Raw genomic sequence first — 21,703 nt, 5'->3', positions numbered from 1 at the left:
TGGGACCGGCAGCTCGCGCGAGCTGCCGGTAACGGAGAGGCTAGCTGTGGTTCCGGGAATAGCCCAGAGCCGGCGGCCGAATGTGGACCTCTGGCCCGGTAATTCCCCCGACCGCGCCAGATTAGCGGACTGTTGTTGATTGCTGGACTCGGGTGGCGAGGATGCCCGAGAGAGGTCCCAGCACAATGAGCGAGGCCCAAGTGATCTTCCCCGCCGTGCCGCCGGCTGCCAAAGCGATGGGTATTGACACCGCGAAAATCAAGGGCGGAACGAGGAAATCGAGCACGAAGGCTGCGTGGTGCCGAGGCGTCATCGGGTCGATCTCGAGGCCGTGTCGACGGGCAATCTCATACATCAGCAGCTGGGCCAAGGACGCCAAAATGATGTTCGCGGCGTACAGCACAGTCGTCAGTTCAAACGACGACGTCTCCGGGTCACTCACGCCCTGTGTGGTGAACGGAATCAGGATGACGAATGCAGCAGCCAGGAGGTTAGCCGTCGTCGTCGCCGAATCGAGTGCGGAGAGCCTTTTGATCAACCGGAGGTTCATACGCCAGAACACGGCGATCACCGCGAAGCTCAGGGCGAAGCCGGCGAGTTGGTGTACGACGCCGGATTCGAGCAGCAAGCGCGGGTCTTGCCAGGCTTGCGCGGAGGGAGCGTCGATGTTGGTGACCAGAAGCGTGATGGCGAATCCGTAAATGACGTCGTAGAAGCTGAGCCCACGGTCGAACTCGCTCGACTCGCGCGCCAGCACTGCGGCGCTGCGTGCCGCATCCCCTGCCTTCGGATTGGAAGCTTCAGGGCCAGCCGCGCGGGCAGCCTGCTGGCGATCAGGTCGCTGTTCCACGTGATTAGCGTGGCGCAACCGAAGTGGCAGTGCAATGGTTTAAGGAAGCCGGCGGATGCACGGCAGCCTCGGCAGAACTTCCGGCAGGTTCCGTAGAGCGGTAACCTCAAGCTGTGAATCCTGAGGAGCTGGCCAACTTGGCCCATCTGCGGCGGGCGCGGGACCTGATCGACCGCGATTACGCCCAGCCGCTCGATGTGCCGACGATGGCGGCCAAGGCGCTGATGTCTCCGGCCCATTTCTCCCGCCGGTTCAAAGCAACGTACGGCGAAACGCCCTACAACTACCTGATGACCCGGCGGATCGAACGGGCCATGGCGCTGCTGCGCGCCGGGTGGAGCGTGACCGATGCGTGCATGGAAGTGGGCAGCACGTCCCTGGGTTCCTTCAGCACCCGGTTCACCCAACTCGCCGGCGAGAGCCCCAGTTCCTACCGCAGCCGCAAGCATGAGGCGGCCGAGGCGATGCCGCCCTGCATCGCGAAGCTGCTGACGCGGCCCATTGATCCGCGATCGAGCAGGATCCGAGAAGCGGTAGCGCCGGCCCCTGCGTAGGTTGGGCGCATGACTATTTCACTTCAGTACTGCAACATCACCGTCAACGACCCCGCGGAATCCATGCCGTTCTACCGGGACGGCCTTGGGCTGGAAGTCCGCAACGACGTCGCCAATGAGGGCTTCCACTGGATCACCATGGGCAGCCCCGACCAGCCGGAGCTGGAGCTGGTGCTGTCCGCTCCGCACGCCGGCCGCTCGCAGGCCGACGGCGACCAACTCCAGGAGCTGCTGGTCAAGGGCGTGCTTCCCATGCTCGTCTTCAGCACCGACAACCTGGACGCCCTCTTCGAGCGGCTGGTCTCCTTCGGGGCGGAAGTCCTGCAGGAACCGATGGACCAGCCGTGGGGTCCGCGCGACTGCGCCGTCCGGGACCCATCAGGCAACATGATCCGGATCAACCAGAACAAGTAACCCCACCAGAACGACGGCGGCCGCTCACCTCCCGAAGGAGAACGGCCGCCGTCGTGCCCCCTTGCTTACGCGTCTGCCTGCATCAGCGGCGTCGGTCCGATGTCCCTCACTTGATGAACCGGTCGACGTAGCCGGCGCCCAGACCGACACGCTCGTAGTGTTCGCGGGCGTTGGCGATCTTGGTGAAGACGTCCTCGGCGCCGGTGGGGTTGCCGTCCGGGTCCACGTAGATGTAGGCGCCGGTGACGTGGAAAAGCGTGCACATTTCCTCCACGTCGTCGGGGATTTCCAGGGTGTGGATGTCTCCCGGCGGTTCGAAGGCGTAGCCGCCCTGCTCCACCCACCAGTCGTGCTCGAGGTAGTGCCAGCGGCCGCGCAGCACCATGGCGTGCACCGGGCCCGCGTGGCGATGGCGGGAGAGGATGCCGGACTTGCGCACCTTGAGGATATTGACGAAGTAGCCCTGGCTGACGGAGAGCACCAGCGGCTTGAAGCAGACGTCCTTGGACTGCGGCACCCAGAACTTCTCGTCGTCGTCCAGATCCAGCGCGCCGGGGACCACCAGATCGTCCACCATGCCGTACGGCTGTTCGCCGCGATAGGGAATCGCGGCCTCGTCCTTGGTGGCTTCGGCCGGGTTGCTCACGGTTGTCAAAAGGTGGTCCTTTCCTGAGGGTCGATTCAAGAATTACCAGCTAAACCGGGCAAGCGGGCGGGCTGAGGTGATTCGGACCGTTCCAGCAATGCTTGCCGGTTGTGCAGGCGCGCTGAGATTGTTTCCGCAGGACGGAGTGCGGGCCGGACTACGATCGCAGCATGAGTGTGAGGCCGACGACGAAGGGGCACCTGACGCCGGGCACCGGGTCAGTAGTGACGAGGTTTCCGGCCCGGGCGGATGCGGCTTCCTTCGTGCGCCAGGTGTGGATTCCGGAGTGGGATTTGCCGGCGGGGGAGCAGGCAGAGCAGTTGGTGCTTGGCTATCCGGCCAGCAACGTGGTGGTGGAGCCCGACGGCGTCGCGATCTATGGGCCGACCAGCCGGGCGTCCACGAAGGTGCTGACCGGCCGCGGGTGGGCGGTTGGTGCGTTGCTGAAGCCCGCCGGCGTGCGGTTGTTCACCGAACGGCCCGCGGAGCTGTTGGATGCGGAAGCTCCGGTAGAGGCGGCTGCCCTGCACCGGTCGATCTGCGAAGTGATGGGAAGGCCTGGGGTCACGGACGGTTTCGGACCCGCAGATCCCGGGACGGCCGATGGCGTTGCTGCGTATCGTGCCCGCGCCGCCGAGCTGCTTCAGGACTATGTACACGCGCTCGCGGCCCAACGGTCCGATGATGGGATGTCCGGCGACGCCGCCCTCGCCAACCAGATGGCGGACCTGATCGACGAGGGAAACATCCGTTCAATGCCGCAACTGGCCAGAACGCTGCACTTGTCCGAGCGCAGCCTGCAGCGGCTAGCGGCCCGCTACGTGGGGATGTCCCCTGTGCTGATGTTGCGCCGCCGTCGGTTGCAGGACGCCGCCGAGCGCGTCCGAGCCGAGCCTGCCACCGACCTCGCTGGACTGGCTGCCGAGCTTGGTTTTTCCGACCAGGCGCATTTGACGCGGGAGTTCCGTCTGGTGCTGGGCTTTACGCCGCGCCGGTATCCGGGCTCGCCGGGAGATAAGGCGTGACGCAGAGCTAGGCCTCTCCGGCTGCCATCGACTCCGCCCATTCGGCCACACGACGGTTGCTCTCTTCCGGCGACAGGTCCTCCACGCGGGTCATGATGGACCAGCGGACGCCGAAGGGATCGCGGATGCTGCCGTACCGGTCGCCGGACACGAAGGTGTTCACATCCTCGCGCACGCTGGCGCCGGCAGCCACGGCACGCTCCACCGCGGCATCCACGTCCGGCACGTAGAGGCCCAGCGAGTAGCAGTCGTCGTCGCCCTCGGGCGGGCTGACCAGATGGTAGGCCGGATTGACCTCGCCCAACTGCAGGCAGCCGTTGCCGAAATCGAGCGTCGCGTGGACGACGACGGGGCTGCCAGCCGGGCCAGGCATGTCGGTCCGGTCCAGTAGTTTGGCCCCGAGGACACGGGTGTAGAAGTCGATGGCGCCCGCAGCGTCCGTGAGCGCAATGAACGGTGTCAAGGACGTCATGCCGTGCGGGACTCCGCGGTCGGTGTGTTCGCCGTGGGCTGGCTGGGTGGTGTTAGTCATCATGCCTCCAGCTAGGTGCGCGGCCGACGTCCGGTCTTGAAGATTTCCGCCAAGGCGGGCGGCAATCGGTGGCCGGGCACCGCCGTCGTTATTAAACGCAGTGGCCGTAAGGGGCAGCAGTGCCCGGCTGGGTGGATGGCCGGATTACTGCTGCGGCAGTTCCTGCGCGACCAGGAACGTGGTGCCGGTGGGGTCGGTCAGGGTGGCCATGCGGCCGAAGGGTGTGTCCTCGGCGGGTTGGACCACGCTGCCGCCCAGGGCGGTGGCTTTTTCGACGGCGGCGTCGGTGTTCGCCACGGCGAAGTAGACGCGCCAGTGGGCCGGGACGCCTTCCGGCAGCCAGGCGGTGGCGTCCATGATGCCGGCGGTGGCGTTCTCGCCCGAGCCGAGGGTGGTGTAGCGGAATTCGTCCGTGTCGCTCATGACCTCGGTGTCCCAGCCGAAGACGTCCTCGTAGAACTTCACGGTGGCGGGGTAGTCACGGGTGAAGAGTTCGTGCCAAGCGGGGGATCCGGGTTCGGCCGCCAGTTGGTAGCCGGTGTGCCCGGCAAACTCCCACAGACCCACGGAGGCTCCGCCGGCATCGCCGATCATGGCCATCTTGCCCTGCTCCGGAACGTCCATGGGCTGCATGAAGACCTGGCCGCCGTGGGCCTCGGCTGCCCGGGTGGCGGCGTCGATGTCCTCCACCCGCAGGTAGGTGCTCCAGACGTCCGGGAAGCCGGAGTCCTGACTCTGCATGATGCCGGCCACGGCCTGGCCGTCTTTCAAGGCCGTGGTGTAGCCGCCGTATTTCTCCTGGTCCCCGACCTCGTAGGTCCAGCCGAAAAGTTCGGTGTAGAACTGCTTGGCCTTCTCCGGATCGGAGGTCATCAGGTCTACCCAGCAGGGTGCGCCGGGGCTGAAGGTGGGCTTGGGCATGGGAAGCTCCTGTCAGAGGACGCGTGCTAGAGACAAGCGCGAGCCTACTCGGGGCCGACCGCGGCGGCAATGGAAACCCAGGGGCGCTTGTGTCGGCAGGCCGATGCGCGAACAGCCGGAGAGCGGGCAAAGAGGTTCGCGTAGACTGCGTCCCAACTCCGATGGCGGGAAGGCACGCGATGAGCGGATTGAAAGACGTTCTTGAACCGCAGGTGAACGGGGCCGCGTTGCCCGGGGTGGTGGCCTTGGTTGCCAGCGCCGACCGGCTGGAGGTTGAGGCGCTGGGAACGTCCGACGTCGAGGGTGTTTCGCCGATGTCCCGCGACTCGATCTTCCGCATAGCGTCCGTGACCAAGCCCATTACCGCGGCGGCGGTCTTGATGCTGGTCGACGACGGCCGACTGCGGCTCGAGGATCCGGTGGCGCGCTGGCTTCCGGAATTGGAGTCGCCGCAGGTGGTGCGGACGCCGCAGGGCAATGTCGATGACGTGGTTCCGGCCGCACGGGCGATCACCGTCCACGATGTGCTCAGCTCCCGTGCCGGGTACGGGTTTGCGCCCGATTTCTCCCTGCCGGCGGTGGCGCTGTTGTTCAGCGAGCTGCACCAAGGGCCGCCGCAGCCGCAGCAGGTCGCGGCGCCGGATGACTGGATGACTGCTTTGGCGCGCATCCCGCTGCTCCATCAGCCCGGCGAAGCCTGGCTCTACAACACCTGCTCGGACATCCAGGGCGTGCTGGTCTCCCGGGTTTCGGGCAGTTCATTCCCGGAGTTCCTGACCGAAAGGCTGTTTGAACCGCTACGCATGGCGGACACCGGCTTCGAGGTGCCTGCCGCAAAGCTGGGCCGGTTCACTAGCTACTACCAGCCACGTCAGGACGGCGGTCTGGAGCTGGTGGACGCACCCGGCGGCGAGTGGAGTTCGGCGCCGGCGTTTCCCTCCGGCGCGGCCGGGCTGGTCTCCACCGCTGACGATTTGCTGGCGTTCGGCCGGATGCTGCTCGCCGGCGGCTACGCCGGCGGCCGGCGCCTTCTCTCCGCCGAATCCGTGCGGCAGATGACCACCGATCAGTTGACCGCAGCCCAGCGGGCCGCCGGCACCTTGTTCCTCGAAGGCCAGGGCTGGGGATACGGCGGCTCGGTGGACGTGGCAGCTATTGATACTTGGAATTCGCCGGGGCGTTATGGCTGGAGCGGCGGTACCGGGACGGCCGCGCACGTCGTACCAGCCACGCAAACGGTGACGATCCTGTTGAGCCAAGTGGAGATGACTTCGCCGAGTCCGCCGGCCATGATGCGGGACTTCTGGCGGTACGCGGCAGCCGCATGACGCCGCTCTCCTTGCCGTCGCGAGGTGCCGCGGCGAGGATAGGGGCGTGGAAATCCTCTCCAGCCGGGTACTGCTGCGCCCCACCGACCTGGCCGCGACGCTGACGTTCTACCGGGATGTGCTGCAACTGGGCGTCTACCGCCAGTTCGGCGACGGCGAGCATGTGGGCATGGTCTTCTTCCTGGGCAATGGTCTCTTGGAGGTATCCGGCGCACGGAAGGCGGGAACGCCGTCGTCATTGGTTCTGTGGCTGCAGGTCCGCAACGTGGAAGCGGAGCTGGAGCGGTTGGCCGGCCTCGGCACGGTCATTGAACGCGAAGCACGGGCCGAACCATGGGGGCTGATCGAAGGCTGGATCGCAGACCCGGACGGCACCCGGCTTGTGCTGGTGCAGGTTCCCGAAGACCACCCGCTGCGCCTCGACCAGCGGTGACGGCACCCGATCCAAGGCGGAGCTGACCGGACTCAGTAACCCGGGCGCCGGGGCGGGCCCGGATTCGGCTGCTGCGACGCGGAAACTGATCCGAGGGCCGCAGGTTGCCGCAGGTTGCCGCAGGGCCGCAGGGTCGCAGGGACCGGGCCATAGCCCGCGCCATGCGGCGGTGCCTCAGTCCTCTTGCTCCTGCCGGGCTAGGAAGCGCTCCACCCTCCGGTCCGGAATCAGCCACAGGGCCGCCACGACCGTGTAAGCCGCGATGCTGACCAGGGGCTGCAGCAATGCCACCGCGATGCCGAAAACGTAGATGACGGGGGAGATCTTTGCTTTCCAGTCCCGGCCCAACGCCTGCGCCAGCGCGCCGTCGCGCCCCTGTTGGCGGATGAGGCAAGTTTCCAGAATGTAGTAGGCGATTGCGGCCAGCAGCAGATTCGACCCGTAGACCAGGACCGGCACGGTAACGAAGCCGGTTTCGTCCATCCACCGGGTGGTAAACGGGAACAGGGACAGCCAGAAGAGCAGGTGCAGGTTTGCCCAGAGGACAGTGCCGTTGATCTTCCCGGCCAGGTGGAGCATGTGGTGGTGGTTGTTCCAGTAGATGCCCACGTAGACAAAGCTCAGGAGGTAGCTGAAGAATCCGGGGGCCTGTTGGAACAGGGCCTGCCAGGTGGGTTCCTCGGGCACATGAAGTTCCAGCACCATGATGGTGATGATGATGGCCAGCACGCCGTCGCTGAAGGCTTCCAGCCGGCTCTTGTTCATGACGGAACATCCATGCACGAAATCATCGTCGCGTCGGCCGCCGGTGGGAAGGGCCACCGGTGGATGGGAAGTGCTACCAGTCCCGGCAGGTTGCCCCGTTTCAGTGGAATCTACAGTGAGCCGGAACGGCACCTGATCCCCGGTCTCGGGCGGACGCAGCGCCCGGCGGTGTACGCTCGGCGCCACATTGGACCGCGGAGCGTAAGGGGCGGTGATGGTTGAGGGGCTCCAAGCCCTGCAAATGGCGGGGGGTCCAAGACCAAGCAGCAGCAAGGCTTGCCTTTCCGCGTGAATGTGGCGCCGAGTGTACGCCCGCCCACCCAGAGGCTGAGTCCGCTCTGCCTCAGCGCAGTGGCCGTCGGGCCGGACCTCCGACTGCCGCCGTCCCGCAGCATGACCGCTACCTGAACGGGGACGCGTATGGAGCCCCCGAGGCCGGGCTCCCACTACCACCCACAACCTGTAACCAGAATTGTTGACGATTCTGGTTCTCAGTGATTGACTTCACTCAGAACAGTCCGAGCACAAGGAGAATTCGTGAACAACACCGAACCGGCCCTGCTGGTGGTCAGCGCCCATGCCGGCGACTTCGTCTGGCGGGCGGGCGGAGCGATTGCCGCCGCGGCACAGCGGGGGGAGCGCGCCGTCGTCGTGTGCCTGTCCTATGGCGAACGCGGCGAGTCGGCCAAGGCCTGGCGCGAGGGCAAGGGGCTGGAGGAGATCAAGGCGATCCGCCGCGAGGAGGCAGAGAATGCGGCCGCGGCGCTCGGCGCGGAGGTCCGGTTCCTGGATGCCGGCGACTACCCGCTGGTGCCCACCCGCGAACTCGTGGACCAGCTGGTGCAGATTTACCGCGAGGTCAACCCCACGGTGGTGCTGACCCATCCGCTGGTCGACCCCTACAACGGGGACCACCCGGCCGCCGCCCGGATGGCGCTGGACGCGCGCGTGCTGGCGCAGGCCATCGGCTACGACGCGCCGGGCGACCCGCTGGGCGCGCCGCCGGTGTTCTTCTTCGAACCGCACCAGCCCGAACAGTGCGACTTCAAGCCGAACGTGCTGCTGGACATCACCGAGGCGTTCGCCGCCAAGCGCAAGGCGATGGAGTGCCTGGCGGCGCAGCAGCACATGTGGGACTACTACACGGACCTGGCCACCCGCCGCGGCGTGCAGGTCAAGCGCAACGCCGGCCCCAACCTCGGCTTCACCACCGACACCAAGGGCGAGGCCTACATGCGCTACTACCCGCAAGTGACCACCACGCTGGCATGAAAAACGTCATTGTCACCAATCCGCCGCGGGCCGAGCTGGCCGACGTCGACGCGCTCGCCGGCTTCGGCGTGGCCACGGTGCACGAGGCGATGGGCCGCACCGGCCTGGCCGGCCCGCAGTTCCGGCCCATCCAGTCCGGCGCCCGGGTAGCCGGCACCGCCGTGACGGTGCTCTGCTGGCCCGGCGACAACCTGATGATCCACGCGGCCATCGAGCAGTGCCGGCCCGGCGACATGCTGGTGGTCACCACCACCTCCGAATGCACCGACGGGCTGTTCGGCGAGCTGTTCGCCACCGCGCTGCAGGTCCGCGGCGTGCGCGGCGTGGTCACCAGCACCGGCATCCGCGATGTCGCCGAGCTGCAGGCGATGGGCTTCCCGGCCTGGTCTGCGGCCGTGCATGCGCAGGGGACCGTGAAGGCCACCGCGGGCGCGGTCAACGTGCCCATCACCCTGGGCCGGATCACGGTGCGGCCCGGCGACGTGGTGCTGGCCGACGACGACGGCGTGGTCTGCGTGCCGCGGCTGGACGTCCCGGCCGCGATCGAGGCATCGAAGGCGCGCGAGGCCAAGGAAGCGAAGACCCGCTCCCTGTTCCAGGAGGGCACGCTGGGCCTGGACTACTACGGCCTGCGGCCGCTGCTGGAAAAGCTCGGGGTGCAGTATGTGGCGGCTGAGGACTATGACGGCTGAGCACGACGGCGGCGCCCGGCTTCCGGACGCGGGGCAGGACCCCGGCGGGGCCCGGAACTACGACGACGGCGTGCGCTGCCTGCTGATGCGCGGCGGCACCTCCAAGGGCGCCTACTTCCTGGCCGACGACCTGCCGCCCGACCCGGCCGAGCGGGACGACTTCCTGCTGCGCATCATGGGCAGCCCGGATCCCCGCCAGATCGACGGCATCGGCGGGGCACACCCGCTGACCAGCAAGGTGGCGGTGGTCTCGCCGTCGGCCGATGGCACGACCGACGTGGACTACCTGTTCCTGCAGGTGGCCGTCGACGAACCCACGGTCTCGGACAGCCAGAACTGCGGCAACATACTCGCCGGCATCGGCCCCTTCGCCGTCGAGCGCGGCCTGGTCCCGGCGCAGGAAAGCACGACGGCGGTGCGCATCCGGATGGTGAATTCGGACAGCATTGCCACGGCTACTTTCGCGACCCCCGGCGGCCGCGTGGACTACCGCGGTGCCGCGGCCATCGACGGCGTGCCCGGCACCGCAGCCCCCGTCACCTTGGACTTCGCGGACACCGCCGGTTCCTCGACCGGAGCCCTGCTGCCCACCGGCAACACCAAGGATGTGGTGGACGGCATCGAAGTCACCTGCGTGGACAACGGCATGCCGTCGGTGCTGATGCGGGCCTCCGATGTGGGCGTCAGCGGCACCGAGAGTCCGCCCGATCTGGAGGCCAACACCGAGCTGGCCGGCCGGCTGGCGCGGATCCGGCTAGCAGCCGCGGAGCTGATGGGCATGGGCGATGTCTCCGGCAAGACGGTGCCCAAGCTGGTGCTGCTCGCTCCGCCGCGCCGCGGCGGGACGGTGACCACCCGCAGCTTCCTGCCGGTGCGCTGCCACACCTCCATCGGCGTGCTCGGCGGCACCACCGTGGCGGCCGGCATCCAGCTGCCGGACGCCGTCGGACATGAACTGGCGCAGTTGCCCGCGGACGGCGGGCCGCTGCGGCTGGAGCATCCCACCGGCTACCTGGACGTGGGCGCGGAACTTGAACAGGGTCCAGCCGGCCTCACCACCAGGTCCTCCACGGTGCTGCGGACGGCGCGGAAGCTGTTTGACGGCACCGTCTTTCCCCGTGAACACCCACCCGCAACCATTTGAAGGATGAGCATGAAACCCCACCACGGCGATATCGCCCATCTCGGCAACATCGAGCTCTTTACGGATAAATTTGACGAGAGCTACTGGTTCTTCAACGACCTGCTGGCCATGCGGGAGGTCGGCCGCGCCGGCGAATCGGTCTTCCTCCGCACCTGGGACGACTACGAGAACTGGAGCATCAGGCTCACCCCGCGCGCGGCCTCCGGCGTCGGACTCGTCGCCCACCGGGCGGCGTCGCCGGAGGCGCTGGAACGGCTGGCCGGCTCGATTCAGGAGGCCGGACTCGGCGGGGAGTGGCGGGACGGGGAATTCGGCGTCGGGCCGTCGTTCCACTTCACCGACCCGGACGGGCACCCGATGTCCGTCTACTACGAGACCGCGTGGTACCAGGCCTCGGACGACAAGCCGGCACTGAAGAACCAGGCCTCCCGCTTCCCCGGCCACGGCGTTAACGCGCGCCGGCTGGACCACATCAACTACCTGGCGGCCAACGTGGAGGAGAACGCCACGTTCTCCGCCGAGGTGCTGGGGCTGAAGGACAGCGAACTGATCCGGCTGGATAACGGACGCACCGCGGCGCACTGGTTCCGGTTCGGCCAGAAGTCCTACGACCTGGTCTACTCCGCGGACAATTTGGGCGCCTCAGGCCGGCTGCACCACATCGCCTTCGCGCCGGATACCCGGGAAGACATCCTCAAGGCCGCGGACATCTTCCTGGAAAACGGGATCCACATCGAGTCCGGGCCGCACAAGCACACCATCAACCAGACGTTTTTCCTCTACGTCTACGAGCCGGGCGGCAACCGCATCGAGTTCGCCAACGCCGGGGCGCGGCTACTGCTGGCACCGGACTGGGAGCCGGTGGTGTGGAGCGAGGCGGAACGCAAGAAGGGCCAGGCCTGGGGGATGCAGACCATCTCCACCTTCCATACCCACGGCACGCCGCCGATCGATGTACCGGACGAGCGCTGAGTCCGGGTGGGCTAGGTTATTGGCAACAACTTTGTCAGCACACTATCCAGCATGGAGCAGCCTCCCGTGAGCACCACCCCAACCGCCGTCCCGAAGTCCACCGACTCCTCCGCCGTCGTCGCCGGGCTGAAGAAGGCTATTGACCGGGGCGAACTGGTCCCCAACCAACGGTTGGTGGAGGCGGACATCTGCGCCGAGTTCAACGCCAGCCGCGCCACCGTACGGGCCGCGCTGGCGGAACTGACGCTGGAGGGGCTGGTGGAACGGATCCAAAACCGGGGCGCCCGGGTCCGGGCAGTTTCGGTAGAGGAAGCCGTGGAGATCACCGAAGTCCGCGCGGCGCTGGAGGCCATCTGCGCCGCGAAGGCAGCAGAACACGTCACCGACGAGGACGTGCAGGAACTTCAGGCGCTCGGCCGGACCATGAGCGAGGCCGTGGAAACCGGGGACCTGCTGAAGTACTCGGACTGCAATAAAACGCTGCACCGCCGGGTCATTGAACTGGGCGGGCACAACACGGCGGCAGCCCTGATCGCGCGGCTGCGCGGCCAGAGCGTCCGTTTCCAGTTCCGGCTGGCCATGCAGCCGGGGCGGCCCACCGTCTCCCTGCCCGAACACTTGGACATTGTGGACGCCGTCTGCGCCAAGGACCCGGAGCGGGCCGCAGCAGCCATGGAGAAGCACCTGAAGAGCGTTGCCACTGCCATCATGCGGGCAGCCGAGGAGTCCGGCAGCTGACACACGCCGGTTCCCCTGCCACCCGCCATCGAACAGCATGCCTGAAGGGAATGGAGCATGGGAGAAGATACGCCGGCCGCGGCCGGCGGGGATAGGGGAATCATGAGTGCACAGAACCTGCAGCAGGTCCTGGACCAGGCCGGCAACACCGTAGAGATGCTGCGGAACTCGCAGCTGGGCGCCTACATCTATCCGGTCGTTGCACCGGAGTTCACCAACTGGCGCAGCGAGGTCCGGGCCTGGCGGGATACCGCGGTGCTGTACGACCAGACACACCACATGGACAACCTGTTCATCAAGGGTCCGGACGCGCTGAAACTGATCTCCGACACCGCGATCAACTCGGTGGCCAACTTCCCCGTCAACAAGGCCAAGCAATACGTGCCGACGACGCCGTCCGGGCACGTGATCGGCGACGGCATCCTGTTCCACGAGGCCGAGGACCAGTTCGTCTACGTGGGCCGCTCGCCGGCCGCCAACTGGCTGCTCTACCACGGGGAAACCGGCGGGTACGACGTGGAGCTGGAGGTGGACCGCCGGTCGCCGTCGCGGCCGATGGGCAAGCCGGTGCAGCGCAAGTACTGGCGCTTCCAGATCCAGGGCCCGAACGCCTGGCAGATCATCGAGAAGATCAACGGCGGGACGCTAGAGCAGCTGAAATTCTTCAGCATGGACCACATGCAGGTGGCCGGGGCGCGGGTGCGAACGCTGCGCCATGGCATGGCAGGGGCCCCGGGGCTGGAACTGTGGGGACCGTACGAATCCTACGACCGGGTCCGGGAGGTCATCCTGGACGCCGGGCAGGAGTTCGGCATGCTGGCCGTCGGCGCCCGGGCGTATTCGTCCAACACACTGGAATCCGGCTGGATCCCGTCGCCGCTGCCTGCCATCTACTCGGGGGAGGAGTTGCGGCCCTACCGGGAATGGCTCGGCGCGGACAGCTATGAGGCCGCCAACGCCGTGGCCGGGAGCTTCGTCTCGGACAAGATTGAGGACTACTACCTGAACCCGTGGGAGCTCGGCTACGGCTCCTTCGTCAAGTTCGACCACGACTTCATCGGCCGCGAGGCCCTCGAGAAGATCGACCCGGCAACGCAGCGCAAGAAGGTCACACTGGCCTGGAACGCGGAGGACATGACCAAGATCTTCGCCTCGCTGTTCGACACCGAGGGCACACCGTACAAGTACTTCGACCTGCCCAACGCCAACTACGGGTCCTCGAACTACGACTCGATCGTGGACGCCGGCGGCACGAACGTGGGCCTGTCCCTGTTCACCGGCTACAGCGCCAACGAGAAGCGGGCGCTGTCCCTGGCCACCGTCAACCCGGACGTGGAAATCGGCACCGAGGTGAAGGTGGTGTGGGGCGAGCCCGACGGCGGCACGCGCAAGACAACCGTGGAGCCACACCAGCAACTTGAGGTCCGCGCGGTGGTGAGCCCGGCACCGTACTCGGTCACCGCCCGGAACGAATACCGCGGCGGATGGCGGACGGCGCAGGCGGTCTGAGCCGGACTTTAGCGGGGTGTGGCTGGCCGGCGGTATAGCCCGCGCCACATTCCCCCGGTGAGGCGAAGGACGCCTTGCGCTCGTCCGGCGATGGCTTCAGGCCGCGTGCACAACCGGGTGCCGGATCCGTCAGCTGTCCTCGGGCAGCATGCCTCAATGTGGCGCCCGCTTCTCCGGCGGAGACCGACACGCTGAGGTCGACTGGCCGGCCGCACGGTCGAAACGGCACGTGGCCAGCCCGAGGAAAGGCTGGCCACGCGTGGTTGTTGTTGTTAGTGGCCCGCGGCCGCCGCTGCTTCATCCAGGTGCGCGATGGACCGGGTGTCCTGGAACGCCCGGACGCCTTCGATGCCCTGCTCGCGGCCGAAGCCGGAGTGCTTCATGCCGCCGAACGGTGCCCGCAGGTCAAGCCGGGTGGCGCCGTGGTCGTTGACCCAGACGTAGCCGCAGACCAGCTGTGCCGCAATTGCGTTGGCCTTGTCCTTGTCCGCGGTCCACACGGAACCGCAGAGGCCTGCCCAGGTGTCGTTCGCAGCGGCCACCGCTTCCTCTTCGGTATCAAAGGGGATGATCGGGATGACCGGGCCGAACTGTTCCTGGGTGACCACGCGGAGGTCCGGCGCCGGGTCCACCACCAGCGCCGGCTTCAGGAAGTTGCCGCCCTGCAGTGTGGGGTCGGAGGGCAGCTCGCCGAACTCGCGGACGTCCGCTCCGGCTGCCTTGGCCTCGGCGATGAGCTCTTCGACGAACGTCTTCTGGGCGGGCTGGTGCAGCGGGCCCATGGTGGTGCCTTCGTCCAGGCCGTAGCCGATGACGGCTTTCTCCAACCGGGAGGACAGCCCTGCCACCAGTTCGTCCATCCGCGAGCGGTGCACGTAGACGCGCTTGGCGTTCATGCAGATCTGCCCGGTGGTATCGAAGATTGCCGCATACAGCCGGTCCAAGTGTGTGTCGTCCAGAATGGCGTCGTCGAGGAAGACCGCCGGGTCGTTGCCGCCGAGTTCAAGCGTCACGCGGGTCAGGGACTTGGAGGCCATCTCCATCATTTTCTTGCCACCGCCAACGCTGCCGGTGAAACAGACCTTCGCCACGTCGTCGTTCTGGATCAGGCCGCCCATCTCGCTGTCGTGCCCGGTGACGATGTTCAGCACACCCGGCGGCAGCTTCTCCGCCACGCGCTGCACCACCCGGGTGATCGCCAGCGGCGTGGTGGGCGGCGGCTTCACGATCGCTGTATTGCCGGCCAGCAGTGCGTGCGGCAGCGAGGCACCGAGGATGGCGATGGGCCAGTTGAAGGGAACGATGACGGTCACCACGCCCAGCGGCTGGTAGGCCACGGAGGTGGTCACCGGAATGCCGGGTGCCGGTTCCAGGACCTTGCCCTGGTCCAACTGGTCGGCGAGGGAAAGGGCCAGCTGGAAGCGGATGTCGAAGACCAGGGCGTCGATCCAGGCCTCCATCCGGATCTTTCCGTTTTCCTGGGACAGGATGGCCGCGTCCTCGTCCCGCAGATCCGCGAGGCCTTCGATCGCTGCAGCAAGCTGGGCCGCCCGCTCTTTCGCGCCGAGGGCAGCCCAAGCCGGGAAGGCGGACTTAGCGGCGGCAACGGCGTCGGACACATCCTGCTTGGACGCGGCAGCGGCGTAACCCACCACGACGCCGGGCTTGCCCGGGTCCGCGACGGCGTAGGTCTCGCCGGTGTCCCGGACTTCACCCCCGATGTAGAGCCCCGTAGTGACTTCGGTGGTTTGGCCCGGTGTGCTTGCCAAATCAGTCATCTCACAACACCTCTCTGTGTTTGTCATCCGGTCCCATACCGGAAGCAGGAGCGGATCGGGTCCTGGCCGTCCCGGCCGCCCGCTTGAGAAGAACAGCGTGGGTCCGGGTGGGCAGGGCCCTGATTCCCCTCGCTTCAGCTTTACCTATATCCGGAGGGAGTGCTAGGGGTTGATGGAATCATTTTCCGGCGGCCGGACGGGGATCCGGTGCCGGAAATCGCCGCCAACCGGCTGCAGCAACGGCCGAGAAATCACGGCCTTGGTTCCGCCTCTCGGGGCCAGCAGGAATCCACCTCTTTCATGACGCCGGCGGACGGAGGCTGTGTGGATCACCCAGATTGGCTCGGTAGGATGGGCCGCAGGCAACAACTACCGCCGCCTTGGAAGGGTGATCCCTTGCTGAAAGCCATTAGCTACAACCTCCGGAAGCACAGTGCGAGCGCGGAACTCGAAGACTTGACCGATCGCTACGATGTAGACGTCATGTGCCTGCAGGAAGCAGACACTGAGAAGCTCCCGGACAAACTTGGCCATCTGCAGTTGGCCGATTCGACCAAGGGAAACAGGCTCGGCCTGGCCATCTATTACGACGAAAAAAGATTCTCCGCGGTCGATACCAACACTTTCGAACTGAAGAAGTCGCTGCACGATTATGTGCTTGCGCCGGCCCATGAGCGGCTGCTCGGAGTCAGAATGGTGGACAACGAAACCAAGCACGAAGTCGTCATCGGCGACTTCCATGCCGCGCCTTTGACGGCCACCAACTCCCTGCGCCGGCACCAGATCAAGGCCGGTCACGAGGCGCTGCTGGGCATGGGCGGCGACGGCTTGCAAATGACCTTGATGGTGGGAGATTTCAACTACCCGTTCTTTACGAAGAACCTCGTGGAGCACCTGAAGGAAACCGGCTACGCGTTGACATTGAGCAACCGCAGGACCTACACGCGCTACAAGCTCTTCCGCGGCCACTTCGATTTCGCAACGTCGCTGGGGCTGGATATCCAGAGCGTGGAAACATTGCCGCGCGGCCAGTCGGACCATCTGCCGATCCTGGTGACGGCGGAATACGTCGACGAGAACTACCACGCCCGCGACAGCTAGCAGGGCAGCTTTGACGGCAGCTTCACAGGACTGGTGATGACTGAGCCTTTGTTGTCCTTGCCGCGGTAAGCCCGGCATACCTTGAGGCCGCGGTCGGCCAGTTTGGATTTGATCTTGCTGATGGCATCCGGATTGAAGCCGTTCCACTGCATATGCATCAAAATGGTGCCGCCCTTGGTGGCTACCTTCGCCACGGTGGAGACCACCTGAGCTTTTGACTTGCCCGTGGTGTCATAGCTGCCTCTGGTCCACAGCCACGGCTTCATGCCGGCCTTTCGGTAGCCGCAGCGGACCGAATCATCGATCCGGCCAAACGGCGGGCGGCCGTAATTGGTCACCACACCCGGAGCACGCAGTTCGCGGGCCACGGCAGCGCAGCTGAGCTTTTTCATGTCCCCGCGGTGGTTAATGCTGTGGTTAATGACGTACTGGCCGTACGAGCGGGCCAGCTTCGCCAGGTCGACGTCGTACTTCTTCTTGTACTTCTGCAAACACCCGCCGGTGGGTGCGATGACGAGTCCAATGTTCTTCTTTTTGGCGTGTTTGATGACCTTCTTGAAGGAGGTCAGGGTCTTGGGACAGTCGTCGTAGCTCAGCACCACGCGGCTGGTGTGGTTGGGCCCCCGCGCCTCGCTCTGGGTCCAATGAATGGCGGCCTGGGCGCTGGGCACGAACCCGGCAATGGAGAGACCCAAGACAGTAGCCAGGATGATCAAAAAACGGCAGGTACGCATGGCGCACCGTCCTTCCCCCAAACACCGTGCGGCCGGAACTGAGGTGTCCAGTTCGTGGGACGCGCGCGGCTAGGTGCCATTTTGGGGCAGATAGGCCTAGATAGGCAAGAGGGCTGCCGAAGGTCTGCTCCATTACCCGCTGATCATCGTGTGGAAACCAGCGCCGCGGCCGTCATCGAGTGGGTCGCGAAATCTCGCGGTCGGCAGCGGCAGGCGAGTGCTCCGCCGTCCTCCTTCGCCGAAGGTTGGCGGCGACCAGCGTGCCAAGGATCAGCAGTGCGCCGGTGGTCTGGCCGGGCGAGAGCTGCTGGTGGAGGACCAGCCAGCCCGTGACGGTGGCTACGACAGGACTCAACAACCCCAGCAGCGATGCGCTGAAGGCGGGCAGCAACTGCAGGCCGCGGAACCACAGCACGTACGCCAGCGCAGTCCCCACCAGGGACAAATACACGTAGCCGGCCGTATTCAGTCCGGTCAGCTGAGTGGGCAGCGGCCCCTCCGCGAATAGAGCCAACGGGACCAACAGCAGGCCGCCGGCCGTCAGCTGCCAAGAAGTGACGGCCAGTGACGTGGCCGGCTGCCCCCACTTCTTGGTCAGCACGAGGCCGGCGGCCATGGAGGCAGTTCCGCCCAAAGCCGCCGCCACGCCAAGGGCATCGAGCCTGGCCTGGGCTTGGAGTACCAGCAGTGCCACTCCGGCCAGCCCCATGGTCGCGGCGGCAACCTTGGCGGTCGTCAGGCGCTCGCCGATCCAGCGCGAGGCCAAGACCGCCACCAGCAATGGCTGGACAGCGCCGATGGTCGCGGCCACGCCACCGGGGAGCCGGTGGGCGGCGACGAAGAGCAGTGCAAAAAACATGCCGATGTTCAGTGCCCCGAGGAGGGCTGTTTTCCACCACCAGGCGCCCTGCGGCAGCCGGCGGGTGGCCAAGAGCAGCAGGAGCCCGGCGGGCAGCGCCCGGACGGCAGCAGCCAGGAACGGCTTGTCCGGCGGCAGGAGCTCGGTGGTCACCGCATACGTGGTTCCCCAGGTCAGCGGGGCGAAGGCGGTCGTTATCAGAATGACCCATCTGTTGCTAAGCACTTAGTCAATATAGCTAAGCGCTTAGCAACAGTCTATGCTGGGCGGTATGGAAGATCAGGTAACAAGGATTCTCAAGCAGTGGGCTGCGGAGCGGCCCGACCTGGATGTCTCGCCGATGGCTGTGGTCGGCCGGCTTTCCCGAACGGCCCGGAAAATCGACGCGGTCCTTGCCGCTACGTTCGCCCGCCACGATGTGGACTCGGCAAGTTTCGACGTGCTGGCCACGCTGCGGCGGTCCGGAAAGCCCTTTACCCTCAGTCCCCGCGAGTTGACGGAGAGCGCCATGGTGACCTCTGCGGCCATCGCCCAGCGCCTGAACCGGCTGGAAGAGAGGCACTTGGTCACGCGGGCCCCAGACGCGAAGGACGGCAGGGGCAAGCAAGTCACGCTCACCCCGGCCGGACTGGACCTGGTCAACAGGGCGCTGCCGGACCACGTGGAAACCGAACATGCCCTGCTGGCGGGCCTGAGCGAAAAAGAGCGAGGCCAGCTCGCGGAGCTTCTGGCCAAGGTTGAGCAAGCCGCGACCGAGGCCCGCCCTTAGCGCGCTACAGGCAATCGGGCCGGCAGCACTTCCCGCGGCGCCCATGTTCCGGGCGCGTGGGTAGCCGGGCTGGTGCTGTCCCGCCTGTTGCGGCGTCGGCCGTCACTTGCCATATCTGGTGGTGGTCCACTTCCTGCTGGATCTTCAGGCCGCTTTGGCGGTCCTTGCGGTGGCGCGGGGGTAGTGATGGCACCGCCCGTCTGGCAGTGTTGGGAGCAAGCCGGTCTGGATTAGTCCAGCAGTCGAGCACGAAGGAGATGACGCCATGAACGATTCGGTTCCTGGGCCCGAGCCCGTCCTTGACAGCACTCACCCTGACGGCGGCGGTGCTAACGCCAGCGACGGCGGGAGCACCGCCGTCGAGCCCGAGGCCGAACCGCAGGTTCCGGAAATCACGTTCGACGAGCAGTTCTACCCGGCCCGCCCGCGCTCACTGCGGCCGACGGCCCGGCGCCGCCACTTCATGCCCGGCCGGCCGCCGTTCGACCCGGATGCGCGCAACAGCGTCTACGTGGAGTGGCTGCGCAATCAGTCCATGTTGGGCGATGCCAAGGTGCTGGCGCGGCAACTGTCAGGGCAGGCCAGCATGTGGCAAAACCCCTACGCCTACCCGGACCCGCGGGCCGCGGTGGAGAAGGCGTCGGTCTGGTTTACGGCCTACCCGCTGTCCCTGATCACCCGTCCGGGGCAGACGTTCCTGGCGGCGCTGGGCGACTCGGACTTGTGGGAGGCGTTCCAGCAGATTGGGATCAAGGCCATCCATATTGGCCCGGTGAAGCTGGCCGGCGGTGTGACCGGTTGGGACCACACTCCCAGTGTGGACGGACATTTCGACCGGATCAGCATGGCGATCGACCCGCTGTTCGGCACGGAGGACGAGTTCCGGGCCATGTGCGAAGTCGCCACCGAGCACGGCGGCACCATCGTGGACGACATCGTGCCGGGCCACACCGGCAAGGGTGCGGACTTCCGGCTGGCGGAGATGAACTTCCGCGACTACCCGGGCATTTACCACATGATCGACATTCCGGAATCGGACTGGGACCTGCTGCCCGAGGTGCCGGAGGGGGAGGATTCGGTCAACATCGACGTCGCCACCGAGCGCGCCCTCCAGCGGGCCGGCTACATTATCGGCGAGCTCCAGCGGGTCATCTTCTACGAGCCCGGCGTGAAGGAAACCAACTGGAGCGCCACGCCGCCGGTCCTGGACACGCACGGCAAGCCCCACCGCTGGGTGTACCTGCATTACTTCAAGGCCGGTCAGCCGTCCATCAACTGGCTGGACCCCACCTTTTCCGGCATGCGGCTGGTGATGGGCGACGCGCTGCATTCGCTGGTGGACCTGGGCACCGGGGCGCTGCGACTGGACGCCAACGGGTTCCTGGGCGTGGAGAAAAGCGCGGAGGAAACGCCGGGCTGGTCGGAAGGGCATCCGCTTTCCGCGGCAGCCAACCAGATCATCGGCAGCATGGTCCGCAAGGTCGGTGCCTTCACGTTCCAGGAACTGAACCTCAGCATCGACGACATCAAGGCCACCTCCGAAACCGGCCCGGATTTGTCCTACGACTTTGTCACCCGCCCGGCGTACCACCACGCGCTGGTCACCGCGGATACCGAGTTCCTCCGGTTGACGCTGCGGCTGGCCATGGAGATCGGCATCGATCAGGCCTCCCTGGTGCACGCGCTGCAGAACCACGACGAGCTGACCTACGAACTGGTGCACTTCACCACCAAGCACAAGGACGATCTCTACGAGCTCGACGGCGAGGAGCTCACCGGCGCCGAGCTCGCCCACAAAGTGCAGCAGACGCTGCGGGACGGGCTCACCGGCGAGGCCGCGCCGTACAACCTGGTCTTCACCGCCAACGGCATCGCCTGCACCACCGCCAGTGTGATCACCGCGGTGCTGGGCATCACCGAGCTGGACTCGATCACCGAGGAACAGGCGGCGGAGGTCCGGCGGGTCCACCTGCTGCTGGCCATGTACAACGCGCTGCAGCCCGGTGTTTTTGCGCTCTCCGGCTGGGATCTGTGCGGGATCCTTCCGCTGGACCGCAGCAAGGTGGCCCGGCTGATGTCCCGCGGGGACACCCGCTGGATCAACCGCGGCGCGCACGACCTGATGGGCTTCGATCCGTCGGCGCAGACCTCAACGTCCGGCATGCCCATGGCGCGGGCGCTGTACGGCACGCTGCCCGAGCAGCTCGACGATGAGTCTTCCTTCGCGCGGCAGCTGACGCGGATCCTGGAGGTCCGGGATCAGTACGGCATTGCCAAGAGCGCGCTGATCGATGTCCCCGACGTCTCCCAGCGCGGCATGCTGGTGATGGTGCACCAGTTGGTAGATGGCGGACAGGAGGTCACCGTGCTGAACTTCTCCGGCCAGGAGATGGCGGGCACCGTCCGCTCCGAAGCGCTGCAGCTGGGCTCGGAAGTGACCGACGCGTTCAGCGGAGAGGCCATCGGCACGGTGGATGACCTGCACAGTTTCTACCTGCAGCTGGGGCCCTATGAAGGGACGGCGCTGCTCGTCACTCCTCCGCCTGCTGCGGAGGAGAACGACGACGGCGGTGCCTCCGAGGTGTTCGACGCGTCCGATGAGCCGGGCCCGGAAACCTACGACTGAGCAGCTCTGACGATGGATGATGCCCCTAGACCCGGCAGGGC

22 protein-coding genes are annotated in these 21,703 nt (G+C 66.4%); 14 read left to right on the top strand and 8 right to left on the bottom strand.

Going from position 1 to position 21,703, the window contains the following annotated elements; translation table 11 throughout:
• Positions 1-121 precede the first annotated feature (121 nt).
• A complete protein-coding gene (locus tag MNQ99_RS16935) occupies positions 122-850 on the bottom strand; it encodes a TMEM175 family protein (protein ID WP_241913774.1) in 729 nt (242 codons plus the stop codon).
• 113 nt (positions 851-963) lie between these two features.
• On the opposite strand from MNQ99_RS16935, the gene MNQ99_RS16930 reads away from it, so the two are divergent.
• Both MNQ99_RS16930 and MNQ99_RS16925 read left to right on the top strand, forming a co-directional pair.
• Positions 964-1,404, top strand: coding sequence for a helix-turn-helix transcriptional regulator (locus tag MNQ99_RS16930; protein ID WP_241913773.1), 441 nt, complete (start codon positions 964-966; stop codon positions 1,402-1,404).
• A 9-nt stretch (positions 1,405-1,413) separates the two neighbouring features.
• Positions 1,414-1,818, top strand: a complete 405-nt coding sequence (locus tag MNQ99_RS16925) for a VOC family protein (protein WP_241913772.1) — start codon at positions 1,414-1,416, stop codon at positions 1,816-1,818.
• Between the two features lie 106 nt (positions 1,819-1,924).
• Here the strand turns inward: MNQ99_RS16925 and MNQ99_RS16920 are convergent, their stop codons facing one another.
• Complete coding sequence (locus MNQ99_RS16920; RefSeq protein WP_241915412.1) at positions 1,925-2,464, bottom strand: 2,4'-dihydroxyacetophenone dioxygenase family protein; 540 nt, start codon at positions 2,462-2,464, stop codon at positions 1,925-1,927.
• A gap of 170 nt (positions 2,465-2,634) precedes the next feature.
• On the opposite strand from MNQ99_RS16920, the gene MNQ99_RS16915 reads away from it, so the two are divergent.
• Positions 2,635-3,489 (top strand): AraC family transcriptional regulator, encoded by an 855-nt coding sequence (locus MNQ99_RS16915; RefSeq protein ID WP_241913771.1) that lies wholly within the window; start codon positions 2,635-2,637, stop codon positions 3,487-3,489.
• Positions 3,490-3,496: 7 nt separating this feature from the next.
• Here MNQ99_RS16915 and MNQ99_RS16910 read toward each other — a convergent pair whose 3' ends face one another.
• Together MNQ99_RS16910 and MNQ99_RS16905 are read right to left on the bottom strand one after the other, a co-directional pair.
• Positions 3,497-4,024 (bottom strand): VOC family protein, encoded by a 528-nt coding sequence (locus MNQ99_RS16910; RefSeq protein ID WP_422387472.1) that lies wholly within the window; start codon positions 4,022-4,024, stop codon positions 3,497-3,499.
• Between the two features lie 141 nt (positions 4,025-4,165).
• Positions 4,166-4,942, bottom strand: coding sequence for a VOC family protein (locus MNQ99_RS16905; protein WP_241913770.1), 777 nt, complete (start codon positions 4,940-4,942; stop codon positions 4,166-4,168).
• A 179-nt stretch (positions 4,943-5,121) separates the two neighbouring features.
• On the opposite strand from MNQ99_RS16905, the gene MNQ99_RS16900 reads away from it, so the two are divergent.
• Together MNQ99_RS16900 and MNQ99_RS16895 are read left to right on the top strand one after the other, a co-directional pair.
• A complete protein-coding gene (locus tag MNQ99_RS16900; RefSeq protein ID WP_241913769.1) occupies positions 5,122-6,270 on the top strand; it encodes a serine hydrolase domain-containing protein in 1,149 nt (382 codons plus the stop codon).
• Between the two features lie 46 nt (positions 6,271-6,316).
• Positions 6,317-6,703 (top strand): VOC family protein, encoded by a 387-nt coding sequence (locus tag MNQ99_RS16895; protein WP_241913768.1) that lies wholly within the window; start codon positions 6,317-6,319, stop codon positions 6,701-6,703.
• Between the two features lie 174 nt (positions 6,704-6,877).
• Here MNQ99_RS16895 and MNQ99_RS16890 read toward each other — a convergent pair whose 3' ends face one another.
• Entirely contained in the window at positions 6,878-7,468 is a 591-nt protein-coding gene (locus MNQ99_RS16890) for a TMEM175 family protein (protein ID WP_241913767.1), read from the bottom strand.
• 537 nt (positions 7,469-8,005) lie between these two features.
• On the opposite strand from MNQ99_RS16890, the gene MNQ99_RS16885 reads away from it, so the two are divergent.
• From MNQ99_RS16885 to ligM, 6 genes are all read left to right on the top strand, one after another.
• Positions 8,006-8,740, top strand: a complete 735-nt coding sequence (locus MNQ99_RS16885; RefSeq protein WP_241913766.1) for a PIG-L deacetylase family protein — start codon at positions 8,006-8,008, stop codon at positions 8,738-8,740.
• Positions 8,737-9,432, top strand: a complete 696-nt coding sequence (locus tag MNQ99_RS16880) for a 4-carboxy-4-hydroxy-2-oxoadipate aldolase/oxaloacetate decarboxylase (RefSeq protein ID WP_241913765.1) — start codon at positions 8,737-8,739, stop codon at positions 9,430-9,432. Before MNQ99_RS16885 ends, MNQ99_RS16880 begins: the two co-directional genes overlap by 4 nt.
• Complete coding sequence (locus MNQ99_RS16875; RefSeq protein ID WP_241913764.1) at positions 9,422-10,576, top strand: 4-oxalomesaconate tautomerase; 1,155 nt, start codon at positions 9,422-9,424, stop codon at positions 10,574-10,576. The genes MNQ99_RS16880 and MNQ99_RS16875 overlap by 11 nt, the downstream gene beginning before the upstream one ends.
• Before the next feature lie 9 nt (positions 10,577-10,585).
• Entirely contained in the window at positions 10,586-11,548 is a 963-nt protein-coding gene (locus tag MNQ99_RS16870; RefSeq protein WP_241913763.1) for a VOC family protein, read from the top strand.
• A gap of 66 nt (positions 11,549-11,614) precedes the next feature.
• Complete coding sequence (locus tag MNQ99_RS16865) at positions 11,615-12,286, top strand: GntR family transcriptional regulator (RefSeq protein WP_241913762.1); 672 nt, start codon at positions 11,615-11,617, stop codon at positions 12,284-12,286.
• A gap of 102 nt (positions 12,287-12,388) precedes the next feature.
• Positions 12,389-13,795, top strand: coding sequence for a vanillate/3-O-methylgallate O-demethylase (gene ligM / locus MNQ99_RS16860; RefSeq protein WP_241913761.1), 1,407 nt, complete (start codon positions 12,389-12,391; stop codon positions 13,793-13,795).
• 272 nt (positions 13,796-14,067) lie between these two features.
• Here ligM and MNQ99_RS16855 read toward each other — a convergent pair whose 3' ends face one another.
• Positions 14,068-15,573, bottom strand: a complete 1,506-nt coding sequence (locus tag MNQ99_RS16855) for an aldehyde dehydrogenase family protein (protein WP_241913760.1) — start codon at positions 15,571-15,573, stop codon at positions 14,068-14,070.
• Positions 15,574-15,972: 399 nt separating this feature from the next.
• Between MNQ99_RS16855 and MNQ99_RS16850 the strand changes: the two genes are divergently transcribed.
• Positions 15,973-16,674 (top strand): endonuclease/exonuclease/phosphatase family protein, encoded by a 702-nt coding sequence (locus MNQ99_RS16850; protein ID WP_241915410.1) that lies wholly within the window; start codon positions 15,973-15,975, stop codon positions 16,672-16,674.
• Here MNQ99_RS16850 and MNQ99_RS16845 read toward each other — a convergent pair.
• Both MNQ99_RS16845 and MNQ99_RS16840 read right to left on the bottom strand, forming a co-directional pair.
• Positions 16,671-17,408, bottom strand: a complete 738-nt coding sequence (locus MNQ99_RS16845; protein WP_241913759.1) for a polysaccharide deacetylase family protein — start codon at positions 17,406-17,408, stop codon at positions 16,671-16,673. The two genes, MNQ99_RS16850 and MNQ99_RS16845, sit on opposite strands and share 4 nt — an antisense overlap.
• A gap of 172 nt (positions 17,409-17,580) precedes the next feature.
• On the bottom strand, positions 17,581-18,492 hold the full coding sequence (locus MNQ99_RS16840; protein WP_241913758.1) for an EamA family transporter: 912 nt from the start codon (positions 18,490-18,492) through the stop codon (positions 17,581-17,583).
• Positions 18,493-18,538: 46 nt separating this feature from the next.
• On the opposite strand from MNQ99_RS16840, the gene MNQ99_RS16835 reads away from it, so the two are divergent.
• A complete protein-coding gene (locus MNQ99_RS16835; protein WP_241913757.1) occupies positions 18,539-19,036 on the top strand; it encodes a MarR family winged helix-turn-helix transcriptional regulator in 498 nt (165 codons plus the stop codon).
• 265 nt (positions 19,037-19,301) lie between these two features.
• Complete coding sequence (gene treS, locus MNQ99_RS16830) at positions 19,302-21,662, top strand: maltose alpha-D-glucosyltransferase (protein ID WP_241913756.1); 2,361 nt, start codon at positions 19,302-19,304, stop codon at positions 21,660-21,662.
• Positions 21,663-21,703 lie beyond the last annotated feature (41 nt).

Origin of the sequence: Arthrobacter sulfonylureivorans, from assembly GCF_022637435.1 — a bacterium.
GTDB lineage: Bacteria > Actinomycetota > Actinomycetes > Actinomycetales > Micrococcaceae > Crystallibacter > Crystallibacter sulfonylureivorans.
The sequence above is the reverse complement of the archived record's forward strand: the minus strand, read 5'-3'. Positions and strand labels throughout refer to the sequence as shown.

Excerpts from the sequence above, each read along its gene's own strand:
- MNQ99_RS16855 (WP_241913760.1), bottom strand. The coding sequence starts at position 15,573 with ATGACTGATTTGGCAAGCACACCGGGCCAAACCACCGAAGTCACTACG.
- MNQ99_RS16890 (WP_241913767.1), bottom strand. The coding sequence starts at position 7,468 with ATGAACAAGAGCCGGCTGGAAGCCTTCAGCGACGGCGTGCTGGCCATC.
- MNQ99_RS16845 (WP_241913759.1), bottom strand. The coding sequence starts at position 17,408 with ATGCGTACCTGCCGTTTTTTGATCATCCTGGCTACTGTCTTGGGTCTC.
- MNQ99_RS16915 (WP_241913771.1), top strand. The coding sequence starts at position 2,635 with ATGAGTGTGAGGCCGACGACGAAGGGGCACCTGACGCCGGGCACCGGG.
- MNQ99_RS16870 (WP_241913763.1), top strand. The coding sequence starts at position 10,586 with ATGAAACCCCACCACGGCGATATCGCCCATCTCGGCAACATCGAGCTC.
- MNQ99_RS16900 (WP_241913769.1), top strand. The coding sequence starts at position 5,122 with ATGAGCGGATTGAAAGACGTTCTTGAACCGCAGGTGAACGGGGCCGCG.
- ligM (WP_241913761.1), top strand. The coding sequence starts at position 12,389 with ATGAGTGCACAGAACCTGCAGCAGGTCCTGGACCAGGCCGGCAACACC.
- treS (WP_241913756.1), top strand. The coding sequence starts at position 19,302 with ATGAACGATTCGGTTCCTGGGCCCGAGCCCGTCCTTGACAGCACTCAC.
- MNQ99_RS16880 (WP_241913765.1), top strand. The coding sequence starts at position 8,737 with ATGAAAAACGTCATTGTCACCAATCCGCCGCGGGCCGAGCTGGCCGAC.
- MNQ99_RS16835 (WP_241913757.1), top strand. The coding sequence starts at position 18,539 with ATGGAAGATCAGGTAACAAGGATTCTCAAGCAGTGGGCTGCGGAGCGG.
- MNQ99_RS16905 (WP_241913770.1), bottom strand. The coding sequence starts at position 4,942 with ATGCCCAAGCCCACCTTCAGCCCCGGCGCACCCTGCTGGGTAGACCTG.
- MNQ99_RS16925 (WP_241913772.1), top strand. The coding sequence starts at position 1,414 with ATGACTATTTCACTTCAGTACTGCAACATCACCGTCAACGACCCCGCG.
- MNQ99_RS16910 (WP_422387472.1), bottom strand. The coding sequence starts at position 4,024 with ATGATGACTAACACCACCCAGCCAGCCCACGGCGAACACACCGACCGC.
- MNQ99_RS16875 (WP_241913764.1), top strand. The coding sequence starts at position 9,422 with ATGACGGCTGAGCACGACGGCGGCGCCCGGCTTCCGGACGCGGGGCAG.